Annotated in this window: 22 protein-coding genes, 1 tRNA gene and 1 pseudogene; 13 read left to right on the top strand and 11 right to left on the bottom strand. The window is 65.4% G+C overall.

Annotated elements, in window-relative coordinates; translation table 11 throughout:
- Positions 1-109: 109 nt before the first annotated feature.
- Positions 110-391, top strand: a complete 282-nt coding sequence (locus tag H3Z74_RS20855) for a GNAT family N-acetyltransferase (protein WP_187761424.1) — start codon at positions 110-112, stop codon at positions 389-391.
- On the top strand, positions 388-1,800 hold the full coding sequence (locus tag H3Z74_RS20850; protein WP_187761423.1) for an MFS transporter: 1,413 nt from the start codon (positions 388-390) through the stop codon (positions 1,798-1,800). The genes H3Z74_RS20855 and H3Z74_RS20850 overlap by 4 nt, the downstream gene beginning before the upstream one ends.
- 28 nt (positions 1,801-1,828) lie before the next feature.
- Here the strand turns inward: H3Z74_RS20850 and H3Z74_RS20845 are convergent, their stop codons facing one another.
- The 6 genes from H3Z74_RS20845 to H3Z74_RS20820 all read right to left on the bottom strand — a co-directional run bounded on the left by H3Z74_RS20845 (position 1,829) and on the right by H3Z74_RS20820 (position 6,814).
- Positions 1,829-2,974: a GDSL-type esterase/lipase family protein gene (locus tag H3Z74_RS20845; RefSeq protein WP_229726714.1), complete on the bottom strand. Its 1,146-nt coding sequence runs from the start codon at positions 2,972-2,974 to the stop codon at positions 1,829-1,831.
- Positions 2,971-3,546, bottom strand: a complete 576-nt coding sequence (locus H3Z74_RS20840; protein WP_187761422.1) for a TetR/AcrR family transcriptional regulator — start codon at positions 3,544-3,546, stop codon at positions 2,971-2,973. The genes H3Z74_RS20845 and H3Z74_RS20840 overlap by 4 nt, the downstream gene beginning before the upstream one ends.
- Before the next feature lie 63 nt (positions 3,547-3,609).
- Positions 3,610-4,863, bottom strand: coding sequence for an adenosylmethionine--8-amino-7-oxononanoate transaminase (locus tag H3Z74_RS20835; protein ID WP_187761421.1), 1,254 nt, complete (start codon positions 4,861-4,863; stop codon positions 3,610-3,612).
- On the bottom strand, positions 4,860-5,501 hold the full coding sequence (gene bioD / locus H3Z74_RS20830; protein ID WP_229726713.1) for a dethiobiotin synthase: 642 nt from the start codon (positions 5,499-5,501) through the stop codon (positions 4,860-4,862). The genes H3Z74_RS20835 and bioD overlap by 4 nt, the downstream gene beginning before the upstream one ends.
- Positions 5,498-6,622 (bottom strand): 8-amino-7-oxononanoate synthase, encoded by a 1,125-nt coding sequence (locus H3Z74_RS20825; protein WP_187761420.1) that lies wholly within the window; start codon positions 6,620-6,622, stop codon positions 5,498-5,500. Before H3Z74_RS20825 ends, bioD begins: the two co-directional genes overlap by 4 nt.
- A gap of 117 nt (positions 6,623-6,739) precedes the next feature.
- A tRNA-Gly gene (locus tag H3Z74_RS20820) sits at positions 6,740-6,814 on the bottom strand.
- A 193-nt stretch (positions 6,815-7,007) separates the two neighbouring features.
- Between H3Z74_RS20820 and H3Z74_RS20815 the strand changes: the two genes are divergently transcribed.
- The gene (locus tag H3Z74_RS20815; protein WP_187761419.1) at positions 7,008-7,904 is read left to right on the top strand and encodes a tetratricopeptide repeat protein; all 897 of its coding nucleotides are present in this window, start codon (positions 7,008-7,010) and stop codon (positions 7,902-7,904) included.
- On the top strand, positions 7,901-8,551 hold the full coding sequence (locus tag H3Z74_RS20810; protein WP_187761418.1) for an LON peptidase substrate-binding domain-containing protein: 651 nt from the start codon (positions 7,901-7,903) through the stop codon (positions 8,549-8,551). The genes H3Z74_RS20815 and H3Z74_RS20810 overlap by 4 nt, the downstream gene beginning before the upstream one ends.
- A 41-nt stretch (positions 8,552-8,592) precedes the next feature.
- Here H3Z74_RS20810 and H3Z74_RS20805 read toward each other — a convergent pair whose 3' ends face one another.
- Together H3Z74_RS20805 and H3Z74_RS20800 are read right to left on the bottom strand one after the other, a co-directional pair.
- Positions 8,593-9,111 (bottom strand): hypothetical protein, encoded by a 519-nt coding sequence (locus tag H3Z74_RS20805; RefSeq protein ID WP_187761417.1) that lies wholly within the window; start codon positions 9,109-9,111, stop codon positions 8,593-8,595.
- Positions 9,111-10,328 carry a UbiH/UbiF/VisC/COQ6 family ubiquinone biosynthesis hydroxylase gene (locus H3Z74_RS20800; protein ID WP_187764451.1) on the bottom strand — a complete coding sequence of 406 codons (1,218 nt, stop codon included), beginning with the start codon at positions 10,326-10,328 and terminating at the stop codon, positions 9,111-9,113. Before H3Z74_RS20800 ends, H3Z74_RS20805 begins: the two co-directional genes overlap by 1 nt.
- Positions 10,329-10,488: 160 nt before the next feature.
- Here H3Z74_RS20800 and H3Z74_RS20795 point away from each other — a divergent pair, with 160 nt between their 5' ends.
- The 4 genes from H3Z74_RS20795 to ribA all read left to right on the top strand — a co-directional run bounded on the left by H3Z74_RS20795 (position 10,489) and on the right by ribA (position 15,598).
- Positions 10,489-12,789, top strand: a complete 2,301-nt coding sequence (locus H3Z74_RS20795; RefSeq protein WP_187761416.1) for an FtsK/SpoIIIE family DNA translocase — start codon at positions 10,489-10,491, stop codon at positions 12,787-12,789.
- A 67-nt stretch (positions 12,790-12,856) separates the two neighbouring features.
- Complete coding sequence (locus H3Z74_RS20790) at positions 12,857-13,483, top strand: LolA family protein (protein WP_229726712.1); 627 nt, start codon at positions 12,857-12,859, stop codon at positions 13,481-13,483.
- A gap of 250 nt (positions 13,484-13,733) precedes the next feature.
- A complete protein-coding gene (locus H3Z74_RS20785) occupies positions 13,734-14,528 on the top strand; it encodes an exodeoxyribonuclease III (RefSeq protein ID WP_187761414.1) in 795 nt (264 codons plus the stop codon).
- Positions 14,529-14,536: 8 nt separating this feature from the next.
- On the top strand, positions 14,537-15,598 hold the full coding sequence (gene ribA / locus H3Z74_RS20780; protein WP_187761413.1) for a GTP cyclohydrolase II: 1,062 nt from the start codon (positions 14,537-14,539) through the stop codon (positions 15,596-15,598).
- On the opposite strand, the gene H3Z74_RS20775 is transcribed toward ribA, so the two are convergent.
- Positions 15,595-16,257 (bottom strand): HAD family hydrolase, encoded by a 663-nt coding sequence (locus H3Z74_RS20775; protein WP_187761412.1) that lies wholly within the window; start codon positions 16,255-16,257, stop codon positions 15,595-15,597. The two genes, ribA and H3Z74_RS20775, sit on opposite strands and share 4 nt — an antisense overlap.
- Positions 16,254-16,952 carry a YggS family pyridoxal phosphate-dependent enzyme gene (locus H3Z74_RS20770; protein WP_187761411.1) on the bottom strand — a complete coding sequence of 233 codons (699 nt, stop codon included), beginning with the start codon at positions 16,950-16,952 and terminating at the stop codon, positions 16,254-16,256. Before H3Z74_RS20770 ends, H3Z74_RS20775 begins: the two co-directional genes overlap by 4 nt.
- Positions 16,953-17,025: 73 nt before the next feature.
- Here H3Z74_RS20770 and H3Z74_RS20765 point away from each other — a divergent pair, with 73 nt between their 5' ends.
- A complete protein-coding gene (locus H3Z74_RS20765; RefSeq protein ID WP_187761410.1) occupies positions 17,026-17,553 on the top strand; it encodes a thiamine phosphate synthase in 528 nt (175 codons plus the stop codon).
- Here the strand turns inward: H3Z74_RS20765 and H3Z74_RS20760 are convergent.
- The gene (locus H3Z74_RS20760) at positions 17,526-18,242 is read right to left on the bottom strand and encodes a hypothetical protein (protein ID WP_229726711.1); all 717 of its coding nucleotides are present in this window, start codon (positions 18,240-18,242) and stop codon (positions 17,526-17,528) included. The genes H3Z74_RS20765 and H3Z74_RS20760 overlap by 28 nt on opposite strands.
- Before the next feature lie 220 nt (positions 18,243-18,462).
- Between H3Z74_RS20760 and H3Z74_RS20755 the strand changes: the two genes are divergently transcribed.
- The 4 genes and pseudogenes from H3Z74_RS20755 (at position 18,463) to holA (ending at position 23,029) form a co-directional block, all read left to right on the top strand.
- Positions 18,463-18,909: a DUF3576 domain-containing protein gene (locus tag H3Z74_RS20755; RefSeq protein ID WP_187761409.1), complete on the top strand. Its 447-nt coding sequence runs from the start codon at positions 18,463-18,465 to the stop codon at positions 18,907-18,909.
- A 12-nt stretch (positions 18,910-18,921) separates the two neighbouring features.
- A pseudogene (leuS, locus tag H3Z74_RS20750) lies at positions 18,922-21,481 on the top strand (leucine--tRNA ligase).
- The gene (gene lptE, locus H3Z74_RS20745; RefSeq protein WP_187761408.1) at positions 21,478-21,993 is read left to right on the top strand and encodes an LPS assembly lipoprotein LptE; all 516 of its coding nucleotides are present in this window, start codon (positions 21,478-21,480) and stop codon (positions 21,991-21,993) included. Before leuS ends, lptE begins: the two are co-directional and overlap by 4 nt.
- A gap of 22 nt (positions 21,994-22,015) precedes the next feature.
- Positions 22,016-23,029 carry a DNA polymerase III subunit delta gene (gene holA / locus H3Z74_RS20740; RefSeq protein ID WP_187761407.1) on the top strand — a complete coding sequence of 338 codons (1,014 nt, stop codon included), beginning with the start codon at positions 22,016-22,018 and terminating at the stop codon, positions 23,027-23,029.
- Positions 23,030-23,260 lie beyond the last annotated feature (231 nt).

Below are 23,260 nucleotides of genomic sequence, written 5' to 3'. Positions count from 1 at the left end.
CGATGGTTTCGCGGCGCTCTTTCTCATGATGAAGACTGGACGACCTCCCTGTTCGGGCGGGAACAGGAAGCGATATTGCCCCGGCGGCGGAAAGCGGCGACAAACCGGCATGGCCGAGATCGTCAACAACACCGCCAAGCAGCGCTACGAACTCCACCAGGATGATGCGCTGGCGATCGCCGCCTATGAACGGCGCGGCGATGTGGTGGTCTTCACCCATACCGTGGTGCCGGGCGCGCTGCAGGGCAAAGGTATCGCCAGCCGGTTGATCAAGCACGCGCTGGACGATGTTCGCGCGCAGGGGCTGAAGATCGATCCACGGTGCGAGTTCGTTACGGCCTATCTCGAGCGGCATCCCGAAGAACGCGACCTGCTCGCGGACGCCGGGTGAGCACATCGCTGCCCGCACCGTGCGACCAGGCCGAAACTGGCCCGGGCGGTACGACCGGGCATCCCAACTGGACGCTTGCCGCGACGATCCTGGCGTCGAGCCTCGCCTTTATCGACGGCTCGGTGGTCAATGTCGCGCTGCCGGCGATCGGGCAGAGCTACGGCGGCGGCGCGGCCGATTTGCAATGGACGGTCAACGCCTATCTGCTGCCCTTGTCGGCGCTGCTGCTGCTCGGCGGCGCGGCCGGCGATCATTTCGGCCGGCGGCGGATGCTGATCGCGGGCACTGCCTTGTTCGCCGCCGCCTCGATCGCCTGCGCGGTGGCGCCGTCGCTTGCGATATTGCTCGCGGCGCGCGCGGTGCAGGGAATCGGCGCGGCGATGCTGATGCCGAACAGCCTGGCGATCCTCGGCAACGCCTTTTCCGGCGAAGCGCGCGGGCGGGCAATCGGCACCTGGGCGGCGGCGGGTGCAATCGCCAGTGCGGCCGGACCACCGCTCGGCGGCTGGCTGGTCGATGGGTTGGGCTGGCGCTTCATCTTCCTGCTCAACCTGCCGGTCGCGGCGGGCGCGATGCTGATCGCGTGGCGCTATATCGGCGAGAGCGCGGAGGGTGAACAACCGCTCGACTGGCCCGGCGCGCTGCTTGCCACCGCCGCACTCGGCACACTGACCTGGGCGCTGACCCTGTGGTCGAGCCATCACGAAGCGAGCGCGATGGTATGGATCGGCACCGGCGCCGGCATCGTACTGCTCGGCCTGTTCCTGCTCACCGAGCACCGCCGCGGCGACCGCGCGATGATGCCGCTATCGCTGTTCGGCTCGCGCGCCTTTGTCGGCCTGACTGCGCTGACCTTCCTGCTGTATGGCGCGCTCGGCGGGCTGCTCGTGCTGTTGCCTTATCTGCTGATCGTCGGCGGCGGCTACACCCCGTTTCAGGCCGGCATGGCATTGCTGCCCTTTTCGATCGTGATCGGCGGCGCGTCACGGCTGATGGGCCGGACCACCGAGCGGATCGGCCCGCGCTGGCCGTTGACCATCGGCCCGGTCGTTACCGGCATCGGCTTCGCCTTGATGGTGCGGGTCGATCCGCAGGCAAGCTACTGGACCAGCGTGCTGCCCGGCATGGTGGTGATCGCGCTTGGCATGGCGGGCGCTGTCGCCCCGCTGACTACCGCAGTCCTCTCCTCGGTCGATGAGCGGCATACTGGCACCGCTTCCGGCTTCAACAGCGCAATCGCCCGCACCGGCGGGCTGATCGCCACGGCATTGACCGGCGCCGTGATCGCGCAGGTCGGCGCGGCGCTGACCTCCGCGTTCCAGGCGGCGGCGTTGATCTGCGCAGTGCTCGCGGTGGCGTCGGGCGGCATTGCCTTCCTGACCCTGGACGGCGCGAGGCGGCAAGACTGACGTCAGGCCGGAGTTGCGCGGCGCAACTTCACCGGTTGATCAGCCCCAGTCCCAACTTCGCAAAGCGCTCACCGATCAGGCGGTGAGTCGCGGCATCGGGATGAAGCCGATCGGGCAAGGGCAATGCCGCCTGGTCGGCAACGCCATACAGGTCGCGCCCATCGAGATAGTGAATGTTGCGATCACTTGCCGCGCGCTGTTCCACGATCTGCGCCAATGCGTCGCGGATGACGGCGAGCGTCAGCTTGCCGCTTGCCACATCCGCCGGATCGCCCGTCGCGCGAAAGCGAAGCTGCCCTTCGGCAAAATCGGGTGCGACTGGCCCGGGGGTGTCTTCGTGAATCGGACAGAGGATCGGTGACACCACCAGCAAAGGCGTCACCGGATGCCCATCGCGGATCCTATCCAGAAAGCCATGAACCGCAGGGCCAAAGGCGCGCAGCCGCATCAGATCGGCATTCACCAGGTTGATGCCGATCTTCACGCTGATCAGGTCCGCCGGCGTGTCGCGCATGACGCGCGCGACGAAGGGATCAAGCAAGGCGCCCCCGCCAAAGCCCAGATTGACCAGCTCGACGCCGGCAAGCGTCGCGGCGATGACCGGCCAGATGCCGGTCGGGCTGGCGGCGTCGGAACCATGGCTGATCGAACTGCCATGATGCAGCCACAGCGGCGCGCGGCGCGCGGCACTGGCCTCAACCGGGGCATTGGTGCGCAGTGCGATGAGTTCACTGACTTCGTTATGCGGCAGCCAGAGCTCGATCTGCTTCATGCCCGCGGGAAGGTCCGCGAAGCGCAACGTTCCGGCAGGCCCGGTTTCGATCGAGGTGGCGCCGGTCGCCATATCGATATGCAGGATGTTGCCGCCATCCAGGCTGGTCTGCGCCGCCAGCCGGCCATCGATGCACAGGTCATAGATGCCGGGCGGTCGCGGCGGCACGCCCGCATAGACGCGGCGGGTGGCAAGCGCGTCGAGTTCGATCATCGTCGCACCGGTACGGAAGACGAGCCGAACCCCCGAAGGCTGGACTTCGACCATCGCCAGTTGCGGGTCGGCGCACTGCGCCCGCGCCCAGGCCGGCAGGCGGTGCGGCAGCACGCCATGGCCGGTATGCTCCAGCTCGATCGCGCCGCGCACCATGTCCGGTGTGATCGGTGTGGCGATCCAGCTCACCCTGACACCTGTGGCCAATGCCGCAGAACAGCGTCCAGCGCGTCCAGCGTCCGCCCCCAGGACTCCTGTGGTTCCGGCGCGCTGTGGCTGAAGCTTCCGCCAAGCTCCAGCGTTACAAAGCCGAGGAATACGCTGCCCAGCAACCGGACGGCGTGAGTCTGTTCCGGCTCGGCCAGGTCATAGCCGCGCAGAACGGCACGGATCATCTGCGCAAGCCGGACGCCACCGCTGGCCGCGGCAGTTTCGCTGTCGAGCGGAAACCGGGTTGCGGCGAAGAGACCGGGATGGTCGCGGGCGAAGTCGCGATGGACATTGGCCAGCGCGACCAGCGCGCCCTTGCCGGACCGGCCGGCCACCGCATCCGCAGCAAGGCCAGCGAGTTCGTCGAGCGCCAGCAGCGCGACGCGCCTCTTCAGGTCGTGCGCACCGGCCACATGCGAGTAGAGGCTGGCGACCTTGACGTCGAACCGCTTCGCCAGCGTCGATGGCGTCACGGCGTCAAACCCCGCTTCGTCGGCCAATGCCGCGCCGGCGAGAACCAGCCGCTCCGTTGTCAGTCCCGCACGTACCATGAAATATCTTACTCCTAAAGCTATTAGCCAATATGGCTAATAGCTTTAGGTTGGTCAACAATCTCAGGAACTGAACGCCTCGACCGCCTGTGCGATGGCGGCATGGATCGCGCCGAGATCGGCATCGTCGATGCAATAGGGCGGCATGACATAGACGGTGTTGCCGAGTGGCCGGAGCAGCAAGTCGCGTTCACGGAAGAAGCCAAGCAAGCGCGGGCCGAGATCGGAGAGATAGCCGTCCTCGCCCTCGATCTCGATTGCCGCGATCGTCCCGAGCACGCGCGCACCGCGAACGCCGCGTTGCCCGGCAAGGCTGTCGATCCAGCCCTGCTGGCGGCGAGCGAGATCGGCGATACGCTCGCGCACCGGCTCGTCGCGCCAGATGGCAAGATTGGCATTGGCGGCAGCGCAGGCGATCGGATTGGCGGTGTAGCTTGATGAGTGGAAGAACATTCGCGCGCGGTCGGTGGCATAATGCGCCTGGAATATCGGTTCGCTCGCCATGGTCACGGCAAGCGGCAGCGCGCCGCCGGTCAACCCCTTCGACAGGCACACTATATCGGGCACCACATCCGCCTGCTCGCACGCCAGCAAGGTACCGGTGCGGCCCCAGCCGGTCATCACCTCATCGGCGATGAACAGCACATTATGGTGCGCGCAGATGCGCCGCATCTCGGCCAGCACGGTCGAGGAATAGAAAAGCATGCCGCCAGCGCCGAGCACCAGCGGCTCGACGATGAACGCCGCCGGCCCGGTCCGGCAGACCACCTCCAGCGCATCAAGCGTGCGCTGTTCCGCCCCGGCGACGGGAAAGGGGATCGTCGCGACATCGAACAGCAATGGCTCATAGGCCTGGTTGAACACACCGCGCGCGCCGACCGACATCGCGCCGATCGTGTCGCCATGATAGCTGTGCTGCATCACCACGATGCGGTCGCGCCGTTCACCCCGGCTGAGCCAATAGCCAAGCGCCATTTTCAGCGCGACCTCGACGCTGGTCGATCCCGAATCGGAGAAGAAGACGCGGGTGAGCGCCGCCGGCATGACCTCGCACAGCCCGCGCGCGAGCGATTCGGCCGGCTCATGCGTCCAGCCGGCGAAGATGATCTGGTCGAGCTTTCCCGCTTGCTCGGCGATCGCCGCCATGATGCGCGGATGGCGGTGACCATGCGTGGTGACCCACCAGGACGAAATCGCGTCGATGATCCGCCGGCCATCGGCGGTGTACAGCGCAGCACCTTCGCCATGCGTAACCAGCGGTATCGGCTCGCCCAGTCCGTGCTGAGTGAAGGGATGCCAGACGGGCGAATCGCTCACTGGAAGTCCTTGAGAGTGAAATGGGCCTGGAATGCCGCCACCAGGGTCGTGACGTCGAGCTGGGGCAGATGCGGCAGGCGTCCGAGGCGGCGCACCCCGCCGAGGCGGGCAATGGTCGCTTCGCTGTCCTCGACCGGATCGCCGATAAAGGCAATGCCGAGGATCGGCACGTCGCGCCGCCGCAGCGCTTCGATCGACAACAGGCTATGGTTGATCGTGCCGAGCCCGGTGCGCGCGACCAGCACCACCGGATGCTGCCAGCGCGCGAACAGGTCGGCGAACAACAGGTCCGGCGTCACCGGCACGAGCACACCGCCCGCCCCCTCGATGATCAGCGGCCCTTCGACCGCCGGAACCCTCAACCTCCCGGTATCGATCGCGACGCCGTCGATCTGCGCGGCACGATGCGGCGAGCAGGGCGTGGTCAGGCGATATGCTTCGGGCAGAATGCGCTCGGGTGGAAGACCACCGAGCCGCGCAACGGTCGAGGTATCGCCGCCTTCCTCCAGCCCGGCCTGGACCGGCTTCCAGTAGGATGCGCCAAGCGCGGCGGTCAGCGCCGCCGCGAACACCGTCTTGCCGACATCGGTATCGGTCCCGGTGACGATGATCGTCCGATGGACCACTGTCCTGTTCATTGCAGTGCGTCCCGAAGCGCGTCGGCCAGCGCATCGATCTGCGCCGGCGTCACATTGAGCGTCAGCGAGATACGCAGCCGCGCAGTGTTTGCCGGGACAGTCGGCGGGCGGATGCCGCGGACGTCGAATCCGGCGGCCTGCACCGCACCGGCCACGCGCATCGTCGTCGCATCGTCGCCCAGCACCAGCGGCAGGATCTGCGACCCGGTAGGCGCGACACCGACCGGCGCGAGCCCTCGTTCCGCATAGTCAATCAGCGAGCGGAGCCGGTCCCGGCGCTCGGGCTCATCGGCTAGGATATCCAGACTCGCGCGCACCGCCCGCGCCATCAGCGGCGATGGCGCAGTGGAGAAGATGAAGCCGCGCCCGCGATTGACCAGAAAGTCGCGCAGCACGGCGGGTCCGCACAGCAAGGCCCCCTCGCAACCCAGCGCCTTGCCGCAGGTGCGCAGAGTCAGGACATTTTCGCGTCCCTCAAACGCCTCCGCCAGGCCGCGCCCCATCGTGCCGAACACGCCGGTCGCATGCGCCTCATCGATCAGCAGGAACGCATCATGCCGGTCCGCCAGGTCGGCCAACGCCGCGAGCGGCGCGCGGTCGCCGTCCATGCTGTACAGGCTCTCGACCGCGATCCATGCCCGGCCGGCTCCACCGGCATGCCGCCAGCGCGAGATCGCGTCCTCGAAGGCATCGACATCGTTGTGAGGAACGGAGACATGCTCGGCGCGGCTGAGCCGCATGCCTTCGTGCGCACTGGCATGGACGAGCGCGTCATGCACGACAAGGTCGCCGCGTTGCGGCAGCGTCGCGAATAGCGCGGCGTTGGCGACATAGCCGCTGGAAAAGAATAGCGCCGTCTCCGCGCCGAAGAAACGCGCGGCCTCCTGCTCAAGCGCTTCATGCTCCGGGTCGTTACCACGCAACAGCCGCGATCCACCCGATCCGATCGACACGCCTTCGCTCAGCGCCTTGGCAACGGCATCGCGAAGTCGCGACGACGACGCGAGCGCAAGATAGTCGTTGGAGGCGAAATCGACGCCATGGCGCGGGACGAGCGACCGCAACCGGCCCTGCGCCGCAAGCTGGGCGAGATTTTCCTGATGAACCGACAGCATCGACATCGCCGCTCGGTAGCGGCGCGATTCGCCGCTGGCGAGCCCCGGCGTGGATCGGCATCATGGTGATTCCGGACGGTATCGTCGCGATTGCGACGAACGGCAGTTTTCGATCCTGAAAACTGGAGCGGGCGAAGGGATTCGAACCCTCGACCCCAACCTTGGCAAGGTTGTGCTCTACCCCTGAGCTACGCCCGCTCTGGCGCCTGACCGGTCACGGACCGGGCGGGTAAGGCGGTGGCCTCTAGCAGCGGCTTTCCGGTCCGGCAAGCCCCAACTCGGCCGTATCCGCATTCCCCATGAAAAGGGTTGGCTTGAGCGCCCAAGCGCCCACATAAGGCCCCATACCCCGACAGCTGCGATATTGGAGTGTGACTTGGCTACCCTTGGAATGAGCGCCACCGACCGCGAAGCCGTTGAGGCTTTCCGCCGCGACGTGGTCGAGCCGTCGATGACGAGCCTCGTGATTATCGATTTCTGGGCCGAATGGTGCGGGCCATGCAAGGCGCTGACCCCGATCCTGGAAAAGGTCGCCGACGCCTATGCCGACAAGGGCGTGGTGCTGGCCAAGGTCGATACCGACAAGAATCAGTTCATCTCGGCCCAGTTCCAGATCAAGTCGATCCCGACCGTCTATGCGATGTTCCAGGGGCAGCTGGTCGCCGACCTGACCCCGGCGCGAACCGAATCGCAGCTGCGCGTGATGCTCGACCAGATCCTCAAGCAATTGCCGATCCAGAGCGAGGCCGCGAGCCTTGAGGCCGAGCTCGAGCCGCTGATTGCGATGGGCGAGCAAGTACTGGCCGAGGGTGATGCCGAACGTGCGCTGTCGGTGTTCGACCAGCTGGCCGAGATGGCGCCCGATCACCCGGCGGTGCTGTCCGGCCGGTTACGCGCGCTGGTCGCGGCGAATCGGGTCGATGAAGCGGATGCCGCGATCGCCGCGCTGCCCGAAGAGATGGCCAAGCTGCCCGAAATCGAGCGTGCCAAATCGGCGCTGGCGCTGGCGCGCGACGCCAAGCCGGTCGACGATCTGGCCGGGCTGGCGGCGGAGGTCGCGGCCAATCCCGACGATCATGCCAAGCGTTTCGAGCTGGCGGGCGGGCAGATGGCGGCGGGCGATCGCGATGCGGCGGCCGAGTCGCTGCTCGCGATCATCGCGGCCGATCGCGACTGGAACGAAGGCGCAGCACGCACGCAATTGCTCAAATTGTTCGACGTGGTCGGGCTCGAAGATCCCTGGGTGTCGGCGCAGCGCCGCCGTTTGTCCGCGGTCCTGTTCGGATGAACGACGCGCCCCGAAACACGCGCCTGTCCGTCTTTCCGCTGGCGGGCGCGCTGCTGTTTCCGGGGATGCATTTGCCGCTGCACATCTTCGAACCGCGCTACCGCGCGATGATCTCCGATTCGATGGCGCGTGACCGGCGCATCGGCATGATCCAGCCTCGCCCGAATATCGGCCCCCATATGGGCGCACGCGGCGAGCCGCCCGCGCTGTTCGATATCGGCTGTGTCGGCAAGATCGGCGAGTTCGAGGCGATCGAGGACGGGCGCTACAACCTTGTGCTCGAAGGCCTGTCACTGTTCCGGATCGTCCGCGAACTCGACGTCACGACGGCCTTTCGCCAGGTCGAGGCTGAGTTGCTGCCAGCTTCGGCAGAAGTCGAGATATTGTCGCTTTCGCGCCGCTCCTCGCTGGAAATGGAATCGCGCCGTTTCGCCGATTCGCAGGGCTATGCGGTCGATTGGGAAGCGGTCACACGGCTCGACGACGAGGCGCTGGTCAACGGCATCGCCCAGATCGCGCCGTTCGACGTCGCGGCAAAACAGGCCCTGCTCGAAGCCCAGGACATCGAGGACCGCGCTGAGCTGATCATCCAGCTGATGCAATTCTTCGGCCGACATGACGGCGAGGATTCGGTGACGCTGCAGTGAGCGATTAGCGTATCAACTTGATATGTCGGCTTAAACGGAATTCAGGGCGCAACCTTGTAGCCATCGGTCGGCGCCACCCAGATGAGTTTCTGATCCATCGCTGGAGAAGCGACCCCATCAATCGTGACTTTCGCCGTGAGCATCGCCCCATCGGTGACATAAGTCGTGCAGATTGGGTGATCGATCAGCCCGGACATGGCGATTGCGATTTTTGCCCGGATCGGCGCGACCTGATCTTCACCCAGCCTGTTACCCCCGACTGAAATGACAGCGACATCGATGTCCTGCTTCCGGATCGTTCCGCACACCGCACCCGATACGACACGAACCGGTGTAACCGTCTCCATAACGAGAAGGGGCGACGGTGAGAGCATCACGATCGCTGTATTGTCAAAACTCTCATCCGCCCGTTTGCGATAAGCCGCCAATGATCTGCAGGTCCGCCTGACGGTATCGGGCTGATGGCACTGAAGCATGCCTGATGCTGCCGGCTCGAGCGGGTTGCTATTCGGCGCTGGCTGGCCGGACAGGAGAGCGGCGGCCAAGAAGAATATGCTCATCAGACCAGCAGTCCCTGCAGCAGTTTCGGCACTTCGCCACTTTCTCCGCGCGCCTCGGCCATGAAGCGGTCCTTGAGCGGCGGCAGCTTCTGCACCGCCGACAGGCCGAAGCGGCGCGCGGCATTGGCGGTTCTGCCGGGGATGCCGAATAGCCGCGTCAGGCCGTCGGTGGCGATCGACACCATCAGTGTGTCGAGGCTGCGCCAGCGCTGATAGCGTGCAAGCAGCGCCGGGTCGCCGAGATCAAGCCCGATCCGTTTCCCCTCGACCAGCACCTCGACCAGAGTCGCGACGTCGCGAAAGCCGACATTGACGCCCTGACCGGCGATCGGGTGGATGCCGTGCGCCGCGTCGCCGACGAGGGCGAGCCGGTCCGAGACGATCTGCGCGGCATGGTGGAAACCAAGCGGATAGCTTGAGCGCCCGCCCAGCGGCCCGAGCGTGCCGAGAAAGCCGCCCATCTTCTTTTCCGCCTCGGCGAGAAAGCCGCGATCGGACAGCTTCATCATGCCCGGCGCCTCATGCCGCTTGACCGACCAGACGATCGCCGAACGGTGGCCTTGCTGGTCGTCGTTGAGCGGCAGGATCGCGAACGGTCCCTGCGGATAGAAGATCTCGAACGCGACATTCTCGTGGCTGTGCTCATGATGGAGCGAGGTGACGATCGCGGCGTGATCATAGCTCCAGCGCGCAACGCGGATGCCGGCGGCATCGCGGGTCGGCGAATTGCGCCCCTCGGCGGCGATCAGCAGCGGCGCTGAAATGGTTGCGCCCGAATCGAGTGTCGCGGTGACGCCGTGCGGACCGCGATCGACCGCTACCGCACGGGTCTTCATGCGTAGATCGACGCCCGCCGCCGCCTGGGCCGCGGCGTAAAGAGCGCCGCGCAGCAGCCGGTTTTCGAACATATGGCCGAGCGCGCCGTCATCGGCTTCGGGTTCGAAGTCGAGCGCGCCGGGTTCCAGCCCGTCGCTGACGCGGATGCCCTGGATCGGGCAGCCCTGCCCGACGAGCCGGTCGACCACGCCGATCGCGCCGAGCATGCGATAGGGCGCGCTGGCGATCGCCGAAGCGCGACCGTCGAACCCGGCGGCGAGGATCACGTCCGGATCGGCGATATCGACGACGATCGAGGTCAGCCCATGGGTATCGAGCGCCACCGCAAGTGCGCTGCCGACCAGCCCACCGCCCAGGATTATCACATCGGCTTTTTCCATTGCGATGCTGTAACGCCCGGCCGAGCCGCTGCCAATGCGCTCCGGGGTGGTCCGCCCCGACGCTCTCCATCTGACGTCATCCATCTGACGCCACAGCTTGACGGGGGAGTCGACAAGCGCGATCATTGCGGAACAGATAGCGGACAGACGAGGACGATACATGGCGAGCCGGGCGCAGCCACCGCTTTGGCGCGAAACGATGAAGGCAAGCGCGGTGCGCAGCGGTGCGCTGCTCAGCGCCATCACTCTGTTCACACTGACCATTTTGATGATCATTGCGCTCGCCAGCTATCATTCGGGCGATCCTTCGCTCAGCACCGCCTCGGGAACCCCGGCGCAGAACTGGCTCGGCCTGCCCGGCGCCTGGTTCGCCGACCTGGCCTATACGCTGTTCGGCAAACCGGTCCTTCTTCTCCTGCCGGTCGCACCGATCCTCGCCTCGCGCCTGTGGCGCGGCGGCCCGGTCGGACGCTGGCGCTGGATGCTGGCAAGCAGCGTGATCGGCGTCACGCTGATCGGTACGGCGATCTCATTCGTCTGGCCCCAAGCCAAGCTGACACTGCCTGCCGGCAATGGCGGTCTGCTTGGCCTCGTGCTCGCCGACCTGCTCCGCTGGGGCATCGATTTCATCGGTGATCCGGCCGTAATCCTGTGGACCGGGCGCAGCGTCGGCCTGCTGGCCGGGGTTGTCGGCGTGGTGGTCTATGTGCGTGCGCTGCAAATTGGCTTCGCCGAGCGAAACTGGCAGCAACTCTTGCCGTTCAAGGCTGATTTGAGCATTCCCGACCAGCAGGTGCTGGCGCCCGAATCGCCCCGCACGCCATCGCGCAAACCCGAGCCGCGGCCGATCGCCATGCCCGATCCCCGGCCCGGCCCGGTGATCGCCGAACGCTCGCTCGCCCCGTCGGTCGCCAAGCCCAAGACCAAACAGGCGTCGTTCGACCTGGGCGACAATTCGCAATTGCCGCCGCTCGACCTGCTCAAGCCCGCGCCGCCGGCGCCCGGCGGGCCGATCGACAAGGCCGCGCTGGAACGCAATGCCCGGCTGCTCGAATCGGTGCTCGACGATTTCCACGTCAAGGGATCGATCATCAACATCCGCCCCGGCCCGGTGGTGACGATGTATGAGCTGGAACCGGCATCGGGGATCAAGGCGAGCCGGGTGATCCAGCTCGCCGACGATATCGCGCGCAACATGTCGGCGATTTCAGCACGCGTCGCGACGATTCCCGGGCGAACCGTGATCGGCATCGAATTGCCCAATGCGCGGCGTGAAACCGTCGGACTGCACGAGTTGATCGGATCGCAGACCTTCGAGGATCAGTCCGCCTCGCTGCCGCTGGTGCTGGGCAAGAATATCGCCGGCGACCCGGTGATCGCCGATCTCGCGCCGATGCCGCATCTGCTCGTCGCCGGCACTACGGGATCGGGCAAGTCGGTCGGGCTCAACTGCATGATCCTGTCGCTGCTCTACCGGCTGCGGCCCGACCAGTGCCGGATGATCATGATCGATCCGAAGATGCTCGAACTGAGCATGTACGAAGACATCCCGCATCTCCTCGCTCCCGTTGTCACCGATCCCGCCAAGGCGGTACGCGCGCTGAAATGGGCGGTCGAGCAGATGGAGGACCGCTACCGGCAGATGTCGTCGGTCGGCGTGCGCAGTCTCGCCAGCTTCAACGAGAAGGTCCGCGCCGCCCGCGCCAAGGGCCAGCCGCTAGGCCGCCGCGTACAGACCGGTTACGACCCCGACACGCGCCAGCCGGTCTATGAGGAGGAGACACTCGACTTCCAGCCGCTGCCGCAGATCGTCGTCATCGTCGACGAGCTTGCCGATCTGATGATGACCGCGGGCAAGGAAGTCGAATTCCTCATCCAGCGGCTCGCGCAAAAGGCGCGGGCAGCGGGTATCCATCTGATCATGGCGACGCAGCGCCCTTCGGTTGACGTCATCACCGGCGTGATCAAGGCGAACCTGCCGACGCGAATCAGCTTCCATGTCACGTCCAAGATCGATTCCCGCACCATCCTGGGCGAACAGGGCGCCGAACAGCTGCTCGGCAAGGGCGACATGCTCTATATGCCCGGTGGCAAGGGCGTGGTCCGCGTCCACGGCCCGTTCGTGTCCGACGACGAGGTGCGCTCGGTCGCCGACCATTGGCGCGCCCAGGGGCGGCCCGATTATATTCAGTCGGTCACCGAGGAACCTGAAGACGGTTTCGTTCTCGACGGCGCTCCGACAGGCGAGGATTCGGCCGAGGATCAACAATATCGCTCGGCGATCCAGTTGGTGGTCGAAAGCCAGAAGGCATCGACTTCCTGGCTGCAGCGCCAGCTGCGCATCGGGTACAATTCCGCCGCGCGACTGATCGAGCGGATGGAGAAGGACGGTATCGTCTCGCGTCCCGACCATGTCGGCCGTCGCGACGTGCTGCGCGACCGCGACGGGAACCCGCTGTAGCGCGAACGGTTCAGAGCGGGTTCAAGGCCGAGTCTTTAGCGCTTGCGGCCTGTATCGGGAGAATTTCGTGAATTTCCGCCTGTTATCCGCGCTCGCCGCGGTCCCCGCCCTCGTCGCTGCGGCTCCGGCCCCGGCGCCAGCCCGCGCGCCAGGTGACCTTGGTCTGGTCCAGACACATCTGCAATCGGTGCAGAGCATGACCGCGACCTTCACCCAGACCGACCGAGTCGGCAAGGTACTGACCGGCGAGCTGACCCTGAAAAAGCCGGGCAAGATCCGCTTCCAATATGAAAAGGGTGTGCCGATCCTGATCGTGGGCGACGGCAAGGCGCTGACCTTCATCGATTATTCGGTGAAACAGGTGCAGCGCTGGCCGATCGGCAATTCGCCGCTGTCGATCCTGCTCAACCCCGAGCGCGACATGACACGGTTCGCCAAGGTGATTGCGGGCAATGACCCGCGAATCATCTCGGTAGAGGCCAACGACCCCAAGCATCCGGAATATGGCCGCATCACTTTGGTCTTCGTGCGCAACGAGTCGGCGCCGGGCGGATTAATGCTGCAGGGCTGGGTCGCGCTCGACAGCCAGAATAATCGCACCACCATCCGGCTGACGAATCAGCGCTTCAATGCATCAATCAGCGACGGGGCGTTCCGCTGGAACGATCCACGACGTATTTCCGGGCCGCGATAGGTTTTCATTCATATTGGCGACAGGTTTGCTTCACTATTACGACCCTCGCGGATGCGGGGCAGTTCGGGATTTTCCCCCTGTTGCTCGAATAAGGTCCCCATCCTGCCTGCGTGACGAACGCTAGGTCGGCCCTCGCTCCATGCCCCCGGAGCGGGGGCCTTTCCTTGTCTGGGACAATGCTTGTCCAGCACATGTCCCGTTCCGGCGCAGCGCACTGGCGCTATTGTGACGGCATGGCTACATCGCCGGGATGACGGACACGCTCAAAATCGTTTCCTGGAACATCAACTCGGTGCGGTTCCGCATCGAGATCGTCGAACAATTCCTGCGCGAGGTCGCGCCGGATATTTTGTGCCTGCAGGAAACCAAGGTGATCGACGGCGATTTTCCAGCCGCGCCGTTCCGGGCGCTCGGCTATGACCATATCCTGCTCCATGGGCAGAAGATGCATCACGGCGTCGCGATCATCAGCCGCGTGCCACTGGTCGAAGACGACAGGTTCGACTGGCAGGCCAATCGCGAGGCGCGGCATATCGGCGTGCGTCTGCCTAACGGCCTGCGCGTCGAAAATGTCTATGTGCCCGCCGGCGGTGACGTGCCCGACCGCGAGGTGAATCCCAAATTCGGCCAGAAGCTCGATTTCGTCGAACGCATGACGCGCTGGTCGGAGGGGTTGAGCGTACCGACCCTGCTGGTCGGCGATTTCAACATCGCGCCACTCGAATGCGATGTGTGGAGCCACAAGCAACTGCTTGATGTGGTCAGCCATACGCCGATCGAGGTCGCAGCACTCGACGGGTTGAAAGCATCGAACGATTGGGTCGATCTCGGGCGGCATTTCCACCCCGATCCCGCACGGCTGTTCACCTGGTGGAGCTATCGCGCCAAGGACTGGCTGGCGTCGGATCGCGGGCGGCGGCTCGACCATATGTGGGCCACCGCCGATGTCGCGAAGACCGCGATCGGCCACACCGTGTTCGAGGGTTGCCGCAGCTGGCTGAAGCCGTCCGACCATGTCCCGATCATGACCGAATTCGCCCTGTGAATAGTGGGGTGAGCGATGCCGGGGCCGCCGCGCGCGCGATCGATGCGCTGCGCCGTGGCTGGCCGGTCGCCATTGCGGGCAGCGACGGCACGCTTGCGTTGCTGCCGATCGAAACCGGCGATCCGGTACGGCTGGCGGCGTTCGACCCCGATGAGCGCGCCCCGATCCTGCTGTCCGCCGGTCGTGCCGCAACGCTGAAGCTCGCCAATCAGGTCGATGCGGCGGTGCCCGACGCGCCAGTCCTGGTCGAGCGCGCATCCTGGCTCGATTTCGCCACCGCGACCGCGCTGGCCGACCCGCAATTCGATCTGCGGACACCGCTGAAGGGCCCGTTCCACGCCATCCCGCTCGCCGCACATGATGCAGGCGCGGCAGCGCTGCGGCTGGCGCGGATCAGCGGGATGCTGCCCGCATATTTCGTCATTCCCGGCGGCCAGGCCGATCTGGGCATCACCGTCGCCGATATCGATGCACATGAGGACGCCATCAGGCTGACCATTGCGGCGCGGGCGAAGCTGCCGGTATCGGGTGCGGAGAATGCCGAGATCGTCGCATTCCGCACACCCGAGTCGCCGGGCGAGCATATCGCGCTGCTGATCGGCGCTCCCAATGGCCAGCCTCCACTGGTGCGTCTGCACAGCGAATGCCTCACCGGCGATGTGCTCGGCAGCCTCAAATGCGATTGCGGACCACAGCTTGACGCGGCGATTGCCGCGATTGCCGCGAGCGGCTGGGGCATCCTGCTCTATCTGCGCCAGGAAGGGCGCGGGATCGGTCTGATCAACAAATTGCGCGCTTATGCCTTGCAGGATCAGGGATTCGATACGGTCGATGCCAATACCCGGCTGGGCTTCGCGATCGACGCGCGCGATTTCTCGGTCGCGGCACGCATGCTGACGCTGCTCGGGCAGCGGTCGGTGCGCCTGCTGACCAACAATCCACAGAAAGTCGCGCAGCTCGAGGCGGCGGGAATCAATGTGATCGAACGCGTGCCGCACTTCCTGCCGACCAATCCGCATAATGAGCGCTACCTGGCGACCAAGCGCGACCGTACCGGTCATCAGCTTTAGGCGATCAGCGCGGCAACCTCGTCGAAACTACCCGCAATGTCGCGCACGCCGATCGCGCGCAGCCGATCGCCATGGTCGGGCGCACAGTGGCTGCCGCCGACAAAGCCGATGACATGCGCTCCCGACACCACCGCGCCGGTCGCGCCGACGGGCGAATCCTCAATGATCACGCAGCGCGCAATATCGATGCCGAGCGCATGCGCCGCGTAAAGATAAAGATCGGGTTCGGGCTTGCCGCGCGCGACATGCTCGCGGCCGCTGAAAATCATTGGCTCGAACCGGTCGCGCAGGCCGATATGGTCGAGATGACGCCTGATCCAACGGCAGGAACTCGACGAAGCGATGGCGATGGGCAGATCGGCCGGCAAGCCCTGGACGAAGGTGATCGCGCCAGCCACCGCATCGATCCCCTCGGCCATCACGCGCTCATCCTCGGCCTTGCGCGTCGTGTGAAAATCGTCGGGCAGGACTCGACCGATCCAGCGTTCGACCGCCCCGATGAAATCGCCGCCCGCCAGACCCATGAAATTGGCCATCGACTCTTCGGTCGTGGTTGGATGGCCGATTCCGGTCAGGTAACGGGCAATCTGGCGGTTGCCGACCCATTCGCTTTCGATCAGCACGCCATCAAAGTCGAAGATGATGGCATCATACTTCATGTCCGTGCCCCGAACAGCGCAGTTCCGACGCGCACATGCGTCGCGCCGATCGTGACCGCGGTTTCAAAGTCGCCAGACATGCCCATGCTGAGCCCGGCCAGGCCATGGTCGCGTGCGATCTTCGCCAGCAGCGCGAAATAAGGCGCGGCGTCGACTCCGGCCGGGGGAATCGCCATCAGGCCGGCAACCGGAAGGCTGGCCGTACGTGCTTCACTCAGCAACGCGGCGAGATCGCCGATCGCGCACCCACCCTTCTGTTCCTCATCGCCGATATTGACCTGGATGAAGCAGGGCGGCCGGCGACCAACCTTGTCCATCGCCCGGGCGAGCGCCACGATCAGGGACGACCGGTCGACCGAATGGATCGCATCGAACAGGACCACCGCCTCTTCTGCCTTGTTCGATTGGAGCTGACCGATCAGGTGCAGGACGGTATCCGGATAGGCCTCGCGCAAGGCCGGCCATTTGGCCTGCGCTTCCTGTACCCGGTTCTCGCCGAAATCGCGCTGGCCGGCAGCGAGCAACGGGAGAATCGCCGCTGCCTCCTGCGTCTTGGACACGGCGATCAGCGTCACATCGGCAGCCTTGCGCTTCGCCAAGGCGGCAGCGCGAGCGATCGACTCATTGACAGTGGCGAGGCGGTCCGGGGCGAGGCGGTCCGGAGTGGAGCGGGTTGCGGGATCGTGCGGAGACATTGGCGCTGCTATAGGCAGGGCCGTGCCCGCTCGCCACCCCGCCCCGCCGATTCCGTTGCCCGACCGATGGCTGATGTCCGATGAACGCATCGGCGACGATCTGTGGCAATCGCTGGAAGCCCTGCCGCGGGGCGCCGGCGTGGTGTTTCGCCATTTCGATACAGCCCTGCCGGCGCGACGCATGCTGTTTGCACGACTCCTGCGACTCGCCCGACGCAAAGGGCTGATCCTGGTGCGCGCCGGATCCGAGCGGATGGCCGGCGAAATGGGCGTGCACGGGCCCGGCCGGATGCCGGGCGGGGGGATCAGGACCTGGCCGGCGCACTCGCGGCGCGAAGCCATGGCCGGCGTCAGCGCAGGAGCGGATCTGATCTTCGTCTCGCCGATTTTCCCGACGCGGACTCACCCCGGCGCTGTATCATTGGGTCCGGTGCGCGCCGCGCTCATGACAAAAGGACTTGGCCCGCGGCGGATCGCGCTTGGCGGCATGAATGCGTCACGCGGCCGGCGAATGGTGCGACTGGGATTCTATGGCTGGGCGGCGATCGACGCGTGGCAGCCGAACCGCAAGGATCAGAAGCGGAACGCTGTCCCGATATAGACTGCCTGGCTGTCGCGGCGTTCTTCAGCGAGGCGCGGCAGGCGCTCCGCTTCGGACTTGTAGCGCACGCCCGCGGTCACATCGAGATTGCGGGTCAGCGAATAGGAGCCGCCGACGTCCAGTGCATAGGACGGGGCATCCTCGACCAGCTTGGGCGAATTGGCCAGCGGACGATCGGCAATCGCCTTCACCCGGCCACTGAACTTGCGCCCGGTATAGCTGATTCCAAGATCGACACTCTGCCGGCTGCCCGGCAATGCGGCGAGATCGACACGGGCAAGATCGCCCGACAGCGCGAAACGCTTCCAGCCGACGGAGACACCGAGATTATAGGCGATCGGCGCAAGGCTGACCGTTGATGCGACCGGCGCGACGATCGACCGCTCGGCGTCGATTGCGCTGCGCGTCGAGCGGGCGCGAACCGCAACGGTCACCGCGCGATTGAGGTTGCGGCGCGTTTCAGAAGGCGTGAAGCGGAAGCCCGTGGTGTCCAGGCCGCCACGTGCAAACACCGCCGCAAGCCGCGGATCGGCTGATGCTGGCGTAAAGGTGCCGACACTGCGGACCGCGACGGGGCGCTTGTCGATGCGGTTGGAAACCTCCGAAGCGCCGATCGCAGGCGCAACAGCGAGGCCGGCGGCGACCAGCGCCCCCAAAGCAACCCCGACAATCGTGCGACCAACGACCACGTGCAACCCCACTCCCGACGAGAATCCTCACCAGGTTCCATAACGCGCCTATCACGATTCCGACGAGAGTCACTACCGTTCGGAGTCGCTTTATTGGGAAGTGTTGCAAACCGCCCACAGGAAGACGCGAAAGGCGCTGCAGCCCGCCCGCGCTTGCGGCGGGCGCGAGACCATCTATAGATGCACGCTCAGTGTTCAAATTACGCCCAGGAAACCGCCAATGATCCGCCGTCCGGCCCCCGCGCTTCTGGCTTTGCTCGCCCTCGCTCCCGCCCTTGCGCTCGGGGCATGCGGCGGCGGCAAGGATCGCCCCAAGGCCGATCTCGCCGCGTCGAAGATCACCACCATCGGCGTGAACAGCTATTTGTGGCGCGCCAGCCTCGACACGCTGAGCTTCATGCCGCTGCTGCAGACGGATTCGAACGGCGGGGTGATCGTGACCGACTGGTACATCAATCCGTCGGCGCCGACCGAACGGGTCAAGGTGACCGTGACGATCCTTGATCAGGATCTGCGCGCCGATGGCCTGCGCGTCGCGGCCCTGCGCGAAGTCAACCAGAACGGCCAATGGGTCGCCGCGCCGGTCAAGGCGGCCACGGTCCAGAAGCTGGAAGACGCCATTCTGACGCGCGCCCGCGATCTGCGCCGCGCGTCTCTCGCTGGATAAGGTAATTACTTAATGGCCTCGCGCTTCAACGCGCTGAAGGCGGACGCGGCATGGCAGGCGGTGTGGGACGAACGCCGCACCTTCGCCGCGCGCGACGATTCAGCGAAGCCCCGTTCCTATGTGCTCGAAATGTTTCCGTACCCATCGGGGCGGATCCATATGGGCCATGTCCGTAACTATACGATGGGTGATGTGCTCGCGCGCTATCGCCGGATGATCGGACATGAAGTGCTCCACCCGATGGGGTGGGACGCGTTTGGCATGCCGGCCGAAAATGCCGCGATGGAAAAAGGTGTCCATCCGGGCGGCTGGACCCGCGCCAATATCGCGACGATGAAGGCGCAGCTGAAGCGGCTTGGCTTCGCGCTCGACTGGACGCGCGAGCTGGCGACGTGCGAGCCCGATTATTACGGGCACGAACAGGCTTTGTTCCTCGACCTGTTCGCGCACGATCTGGTCTATCGCAAGGAATCGGCGGTCAATTGGGACCCGGTCGACATGACCGTGCTGGCCAATGAACAAGTGATCGACGGGCGCGGCTGGCGTTCCGGCGCGCTGGTCGAACGGCGCAAGCTGAGCCAGTGGTTCCTGAAGATCACCGATTTCGCCGACGAACTGATCGACGGGCTCGGCGCGCTCGAGCATTGGCCCGACAAGGTCAAGCTGATGCAGGAAAACTGGATTGGCCGCAGCCAGGGCCTGACGTTCAACTTCGCACTCGAGGGCGAGCAAGGGGGGCGGACAAAAGGTCGAGGTCTTCACCACCCGGCCGGATACGATCTTCGGCGCAAGCTTCGTCGCGGTCGCGGCGGACCATCCGATCGCGCGAGCGGCGGCTGAGACGAACCCGGAAGCGGCAGAGTTCATCGAGCTGTGCAAGCGCGGCGGGACCACCGCGGCGGAGCTGGAGACACAGGAGAAGCTCGGTTTCGACACCGGGCTTCGGGCAACACATCCCTTTGATTCAGCTTGGCAATTGCCGGTCTATATCGCCAATTTCGTGCTCATGGATTATGGTTCGGGCGCCGTATTCGGCGTGCCGGCGCATGACCAGCGCGATCTGGATTTCGCGCGCAAATACGATCTGCCGGTGCGACGTGTCGTCTCCGATGGCGATGTCGAGGATCCGGTGTTCGCGGGCAACGAAGCCTATACCGGGCCCGGCACGCTGGTGAATTCGCATTTCCTCGACGGCATGGATGTCGAGGATGCCAAGCGCACCGTGATTCGCCGCGCCGAGGATGACGGCTGGGGCAAGGGTTCGACCGTGTTCCGGCTGCGCGACTGGGGCGTATCGCGCCAGCGTTACTGGGGCACACCGATCCCGATCATCCATTGCGATGCCTGCGGCGCAGTGCCGGTGCCGCGTGAGCAATTGCCGGTGGTGCTGCCTGAGGATGTCAGCTTCGACATTCCCGGCAATCCACTCGACCGCCATCCGACCTGGAAACATGTCGATTGCCCGAGCTGTGGGGGTGCCGCACGACGCGAGACCGACACGCTCGACACGTTCGTCGATTCATCCTGGTATTTCATCCGCTTCGCCAGCCAGCCCAAGGACAAGCCGTTCGATCGCGACGTGGCCGAGAAATGGCTGCCGGTCGGGCAGTATATCGGCGGGGTCGAGCATGCGATCCTGCATCTGCTCTATGCGCGTTTCTGGACCCGCGCGCTGAAGCATATCGGGCGGCTCGATGTGGCCGAGCCATTCGCGGGCCTGTTCACGCAAGGCATGGTGACGCACGAAACCTATAGCCGGATCGTGCAGGAGGTCGGCACCGACGGCGTCGATACGATCAGCAAGCCGCTCTGGCTATCGCCCGACGATATCGAGCGGCGCGACAATGGCGTGTTCGAAAAGGCTACCGGCCAAACCGTCACGGTCGGCCGCGTCGAGAAGATGTCCAAGTCGAAGAAGAACACGGTCGATCCCGAACCAATCGTCGATCAATACGGCGCGGACGCGGTGCGCTGGTTCATGCTTTCGGACTCCCCGCCGGAACGCGACCTGCCGTGGAGCGAGGCCGGAATCGAAGGCTCGTGGCGCTTCACGCAGCGGCTGTGGCGGCTATTCGACGGGCTTGAAGCGGCCGAGGGCCGCGATGTGGCGATCGACCGCAAACTGCACCAGACGATCGCCGGGATCGCGATCGATATCGAGGCGCTGGCCTTCAACAAGGCAGTCGCCAAGCTGTACGAACTGGTCAATGCAATCGAACGCGCCGCCCCGTCCGCCTCGCGCACCGACGCGATTCGTACGTTGATGCGGCTTGTCGCGCCGATGGCGCCGCATCTTGCCGAGGAAGCCTGGGCCGTAGCCGGCGGTGAGGGCCTGATCGCCGACGCCGCCTGGCCCCAGGTCGATCCGGCGCTGCTGGTCGAGGATGAAGTGACCATCGCGGTGCAGGTCAATGGCAAGCTGCGCGATACGCTGACCATGCCCAAGGGCAGTCCACGTGAGACGGTGGAGCCAATCGCGCTGGCCAATGCCAATGTTCAGCGCATCCTTGAAGGCGGGACGCCGAAAAAGATCATCTATGTTCCCGATCGTCTGATAAACATCGTCGCATGAAGCGCATCGCCAGCCTCGCCGCCCCGCTCGCCCTCACAGTCCTCGGTCTGTCGGGCTGCGGCCTGAAGCCGCTTTATACCGGTGGCGGCTCGGGCGTAGTGGCAACGACGCTGACCCGGATTCAGGTCGCGCCGATCGAGGGCAAGGCGGGCTGGCTGATGACCAATGCGCTCAACGACCGGCTGGCGGCCGGTGGCGCGACACCGCTGTACCGGCTCGAAGTCCGGCTCGACGACAAGATCACCGGGCTTGGTGTACGGCGTGACGACAGCGTCGCGCGCGAGCAGCGGACGCTGCGCGCGCGCTATCAGCTGATCGACCTCACCAAGGGCACGGTGCTGCTCGATGCAACGGCGGGATCGGACGCCGGCATCGACGTGGTCGGATCCGAATATGCGACCATCGCGGCGGAGAATACCGCGCTCGAGCGGCTGTCGGACATCGTCGCGGACCAGATCGTCTCACGTGTTGCGCTCTACGCCCAGCGGACGCAAACCTCGAAAGCACCATGAAGACCCTGACGGTGATGGGGCGGTGAAGGCAAACGCCAACCAGTTGCGCGGGGCGATCGACGCCGCCAATCCCGATATCCGCCTCTACCTGTTCCATGGCCCCGACGAGGCTGGAGCGCAGGAATGGGCGCTGCGGCTCGCGCGTGCGATGGGTCCGGAGGCTGAACGGGTCGATATCGAGCCCTCGACCCTGAAGTCCAACCCAGGCAGGCTTGCGGACGAGGCTGCATCCATGTCGCTGTTCGGCGGCGCGCGGCATATCCGAATTACTGGTGCGGGCGAGGAATGCCTCGAGGCGGCGACCCTGCTGCTCGACGGCGAGCGGGCGGGAAATCCGGTGGTTGCGATCGCCCCGTCGCTCAAATCCTCCGCAAAGCTGGTCAAACTCGCCCTGGCCTCGCCGCGGGCGATGGCGTTCGCCTGTTACGTGCCCGAAGGCGCCGACGCCGAGAAACTGGCCGTGACGATCGCGCGCGAACAGGGCCTGCGCACCACCGGGGACACGGCGATGCGGCTCGCGACCGCCAGCGGTGGCGATCGATCGGTCATGACGCGCGAGTTGGAGAAGATCGCGCTCTATCTCGACGCAGCGCCCGACCGCCCGCGCGAAATCGACGACGCCGCGCTCGACGCGATCGGCGCCGATCTGGGCGATGCCGAAATGGGTCGTGCGATCGATGCCGCCATCGACGGGCAGCCCGGCACGCTCGGAACCGAATTGGCGCGCCTGGACGAGGCCGGTGTTTCGCCGATCCCGGTACTGCGCCAGCTTGCCCGCCGGCTGATGACGTTGGCCGAGTTGCGCGCGCAGGTCGACGCGGGCGCGGGCGTCGCCCAGGTATCCGAAGGTGTTTTCTTCCGTGAGAAGGCAATCACCGCGCGCGCCTTGCGGCATTGGCGCAGCGACCGGATTGCCGCCGCGATCGATCGTATCCGGCTCGCCGAACGCGGCATGATGGGATCGGCCAGCGCCGGGACCGTGCTGGCGCAATCGGCCATTCTCGCAGTTGCCCGAATGGCGGCGCGCCAGCGATAGAGCCTTTTCGATCTGAGTTGATCGATCAATGCCACAGGCTTTCGCCCCTGTTATCCCCTGTTTTCGACATTGTATTTTCTCGCCCCTGTTATGTTGGATCGGAGCGCCGGATTACGCGTTTGTTTTCAGCAGTATGGCTGGTTCCGCCCCTGTTATGGAAACAGGGGTGGAACAGGGGCAATAACAGGGGCCGGTTCAGTCAAAACAGGGGGGATCGCCCAGCGCTTCGCG

This window comes from Sphingomonas alpina, from assembly GCF_014490665.1.
Classification (GTDB): Bacteria; Pseudomonadota; Alphaproteobacteria; order Sphingomonadales; family Sphingomonadaceae; genus Sphingomonas; species Sphingomonas alpina.
This window is presented reverse-complemented; position numbering and strand designations above follow the sequence as displayed.

What these genes read in the sequence shown, in the direction of transcription:
- H3Z74_RS20855 (WP_187761424.1), top strand. Translation starts at nt 110, where the DNA reads ATGGCCGAGATCGTCAACAACACCGCCAAGCAGCGCTACGAACTCCAC.
- H3Z74_RS20840 (WP_187761422.1), bottom strand. Translation starts at nt 3,546, where the DNA reads ATGGTACGTGCGGGACTGACAACGGAGCGGCTGGTTCTCGCCGGCGCG.
- bioD (WP_229726713.1), bottom strand. Translation starts at nt 5,501, where the DNA reads ATGAACAGGACAGTGGTCCATCGGACGATCATCGTCACCGGGACCGAT.
- H3Z74_RS20825 (WP_187761420.1), bottom strand. Translation starts at nt 6,622, where the DNA reads ATGTCGATGCTGTCGGTTCATCAGGAAAATCTCGCCCAGCTTGCGGCG.
- H3Z74_RS20815 (WP_187761419.1), top strand. Translation starts at nt 7,008, where the DNA reads ATGAGCGCCACCGACCGCGAAGCCGTTGAGGCTTTCCGCCGCGACGTG.
- H3Z74_RS20810 (WP_187761418.1), top strand. Translation starts at nt 7,901, where the DNA reads ATGAACGACGCGCCCCGAAACACGCGCCTGTCCGTCTTTCCGCTGGCG.
- H3Z74_RS20805 (WP_187761417.1), bottom strand. Translation starts at nt 9,111, where the DNA reads ATGAGCATATTCTTCTTGGCCGCCGCTCTCCTGTCCGGCCAGCCAGCG.
- H3Z74_RS20800 (WP_187764451.1), bottom strand. Translation starts at nt 10,328, where the DNA reads ATGGAAAAAGCCGATGTGATAATCCTGGGCGGTGGGCTGGTCGGCAGC.
- H3Z74_RS20795 (WP_187761416.1), top strand. Translation starts at nt 10,489, where the DNA reads ATGGCGAGCCGGGCGCAGCCACCGCTTTGGCGCGAAACGATGAAGGCA.
- H3Z74_RS20785 (WP_187761414.1), top strand. Translation starts at nt 13,734, where the DNA reads ATGACGGACACGCTCAAAATCGTTTCCTGGAACATCAACTCGGTGCGG.
- H3Z74_RS20775 (WP_187761412.1), bottom strand. Translation starts at nt 16,257, where the DNA reads ATGAAGTATGATGCCATCATCTTCGACTTTGATGGCGTGCTGATCGAA.
- H3Z74_RS20770 (WP_187761411.1), bottom strand. Translation starts at nt 16,952, where the DNA reads ATGTCTCCGCACGATCCCGCAACCCGCTCCACTCCGGACCGCCTCGCC.
- H3Z74_RS20765 (WP_187761410.1), top strand. Translation starts at nt 17,026, where the DNA reads ATGTCCGATGAACGCATCGGCGACGATCTGTGGCAATCGCTGGAAGCC.
- H3Z74_RS20755 (WP_187761409.1), top strand. Translation starts at nt 18,463, where the DNA reads ATGATCCGCCGTCCGGCCCCCGCGCTTCTGGCTTTGCTCGCCCTCGCT.
- lptE (WP_187761408.1), top strand. Translation starts at nt 21,478, where the DNA reads ATGAAGCGCATCGCCAGCCTCGCCGCCCCGCTCGCCCTCACAGTCCTC.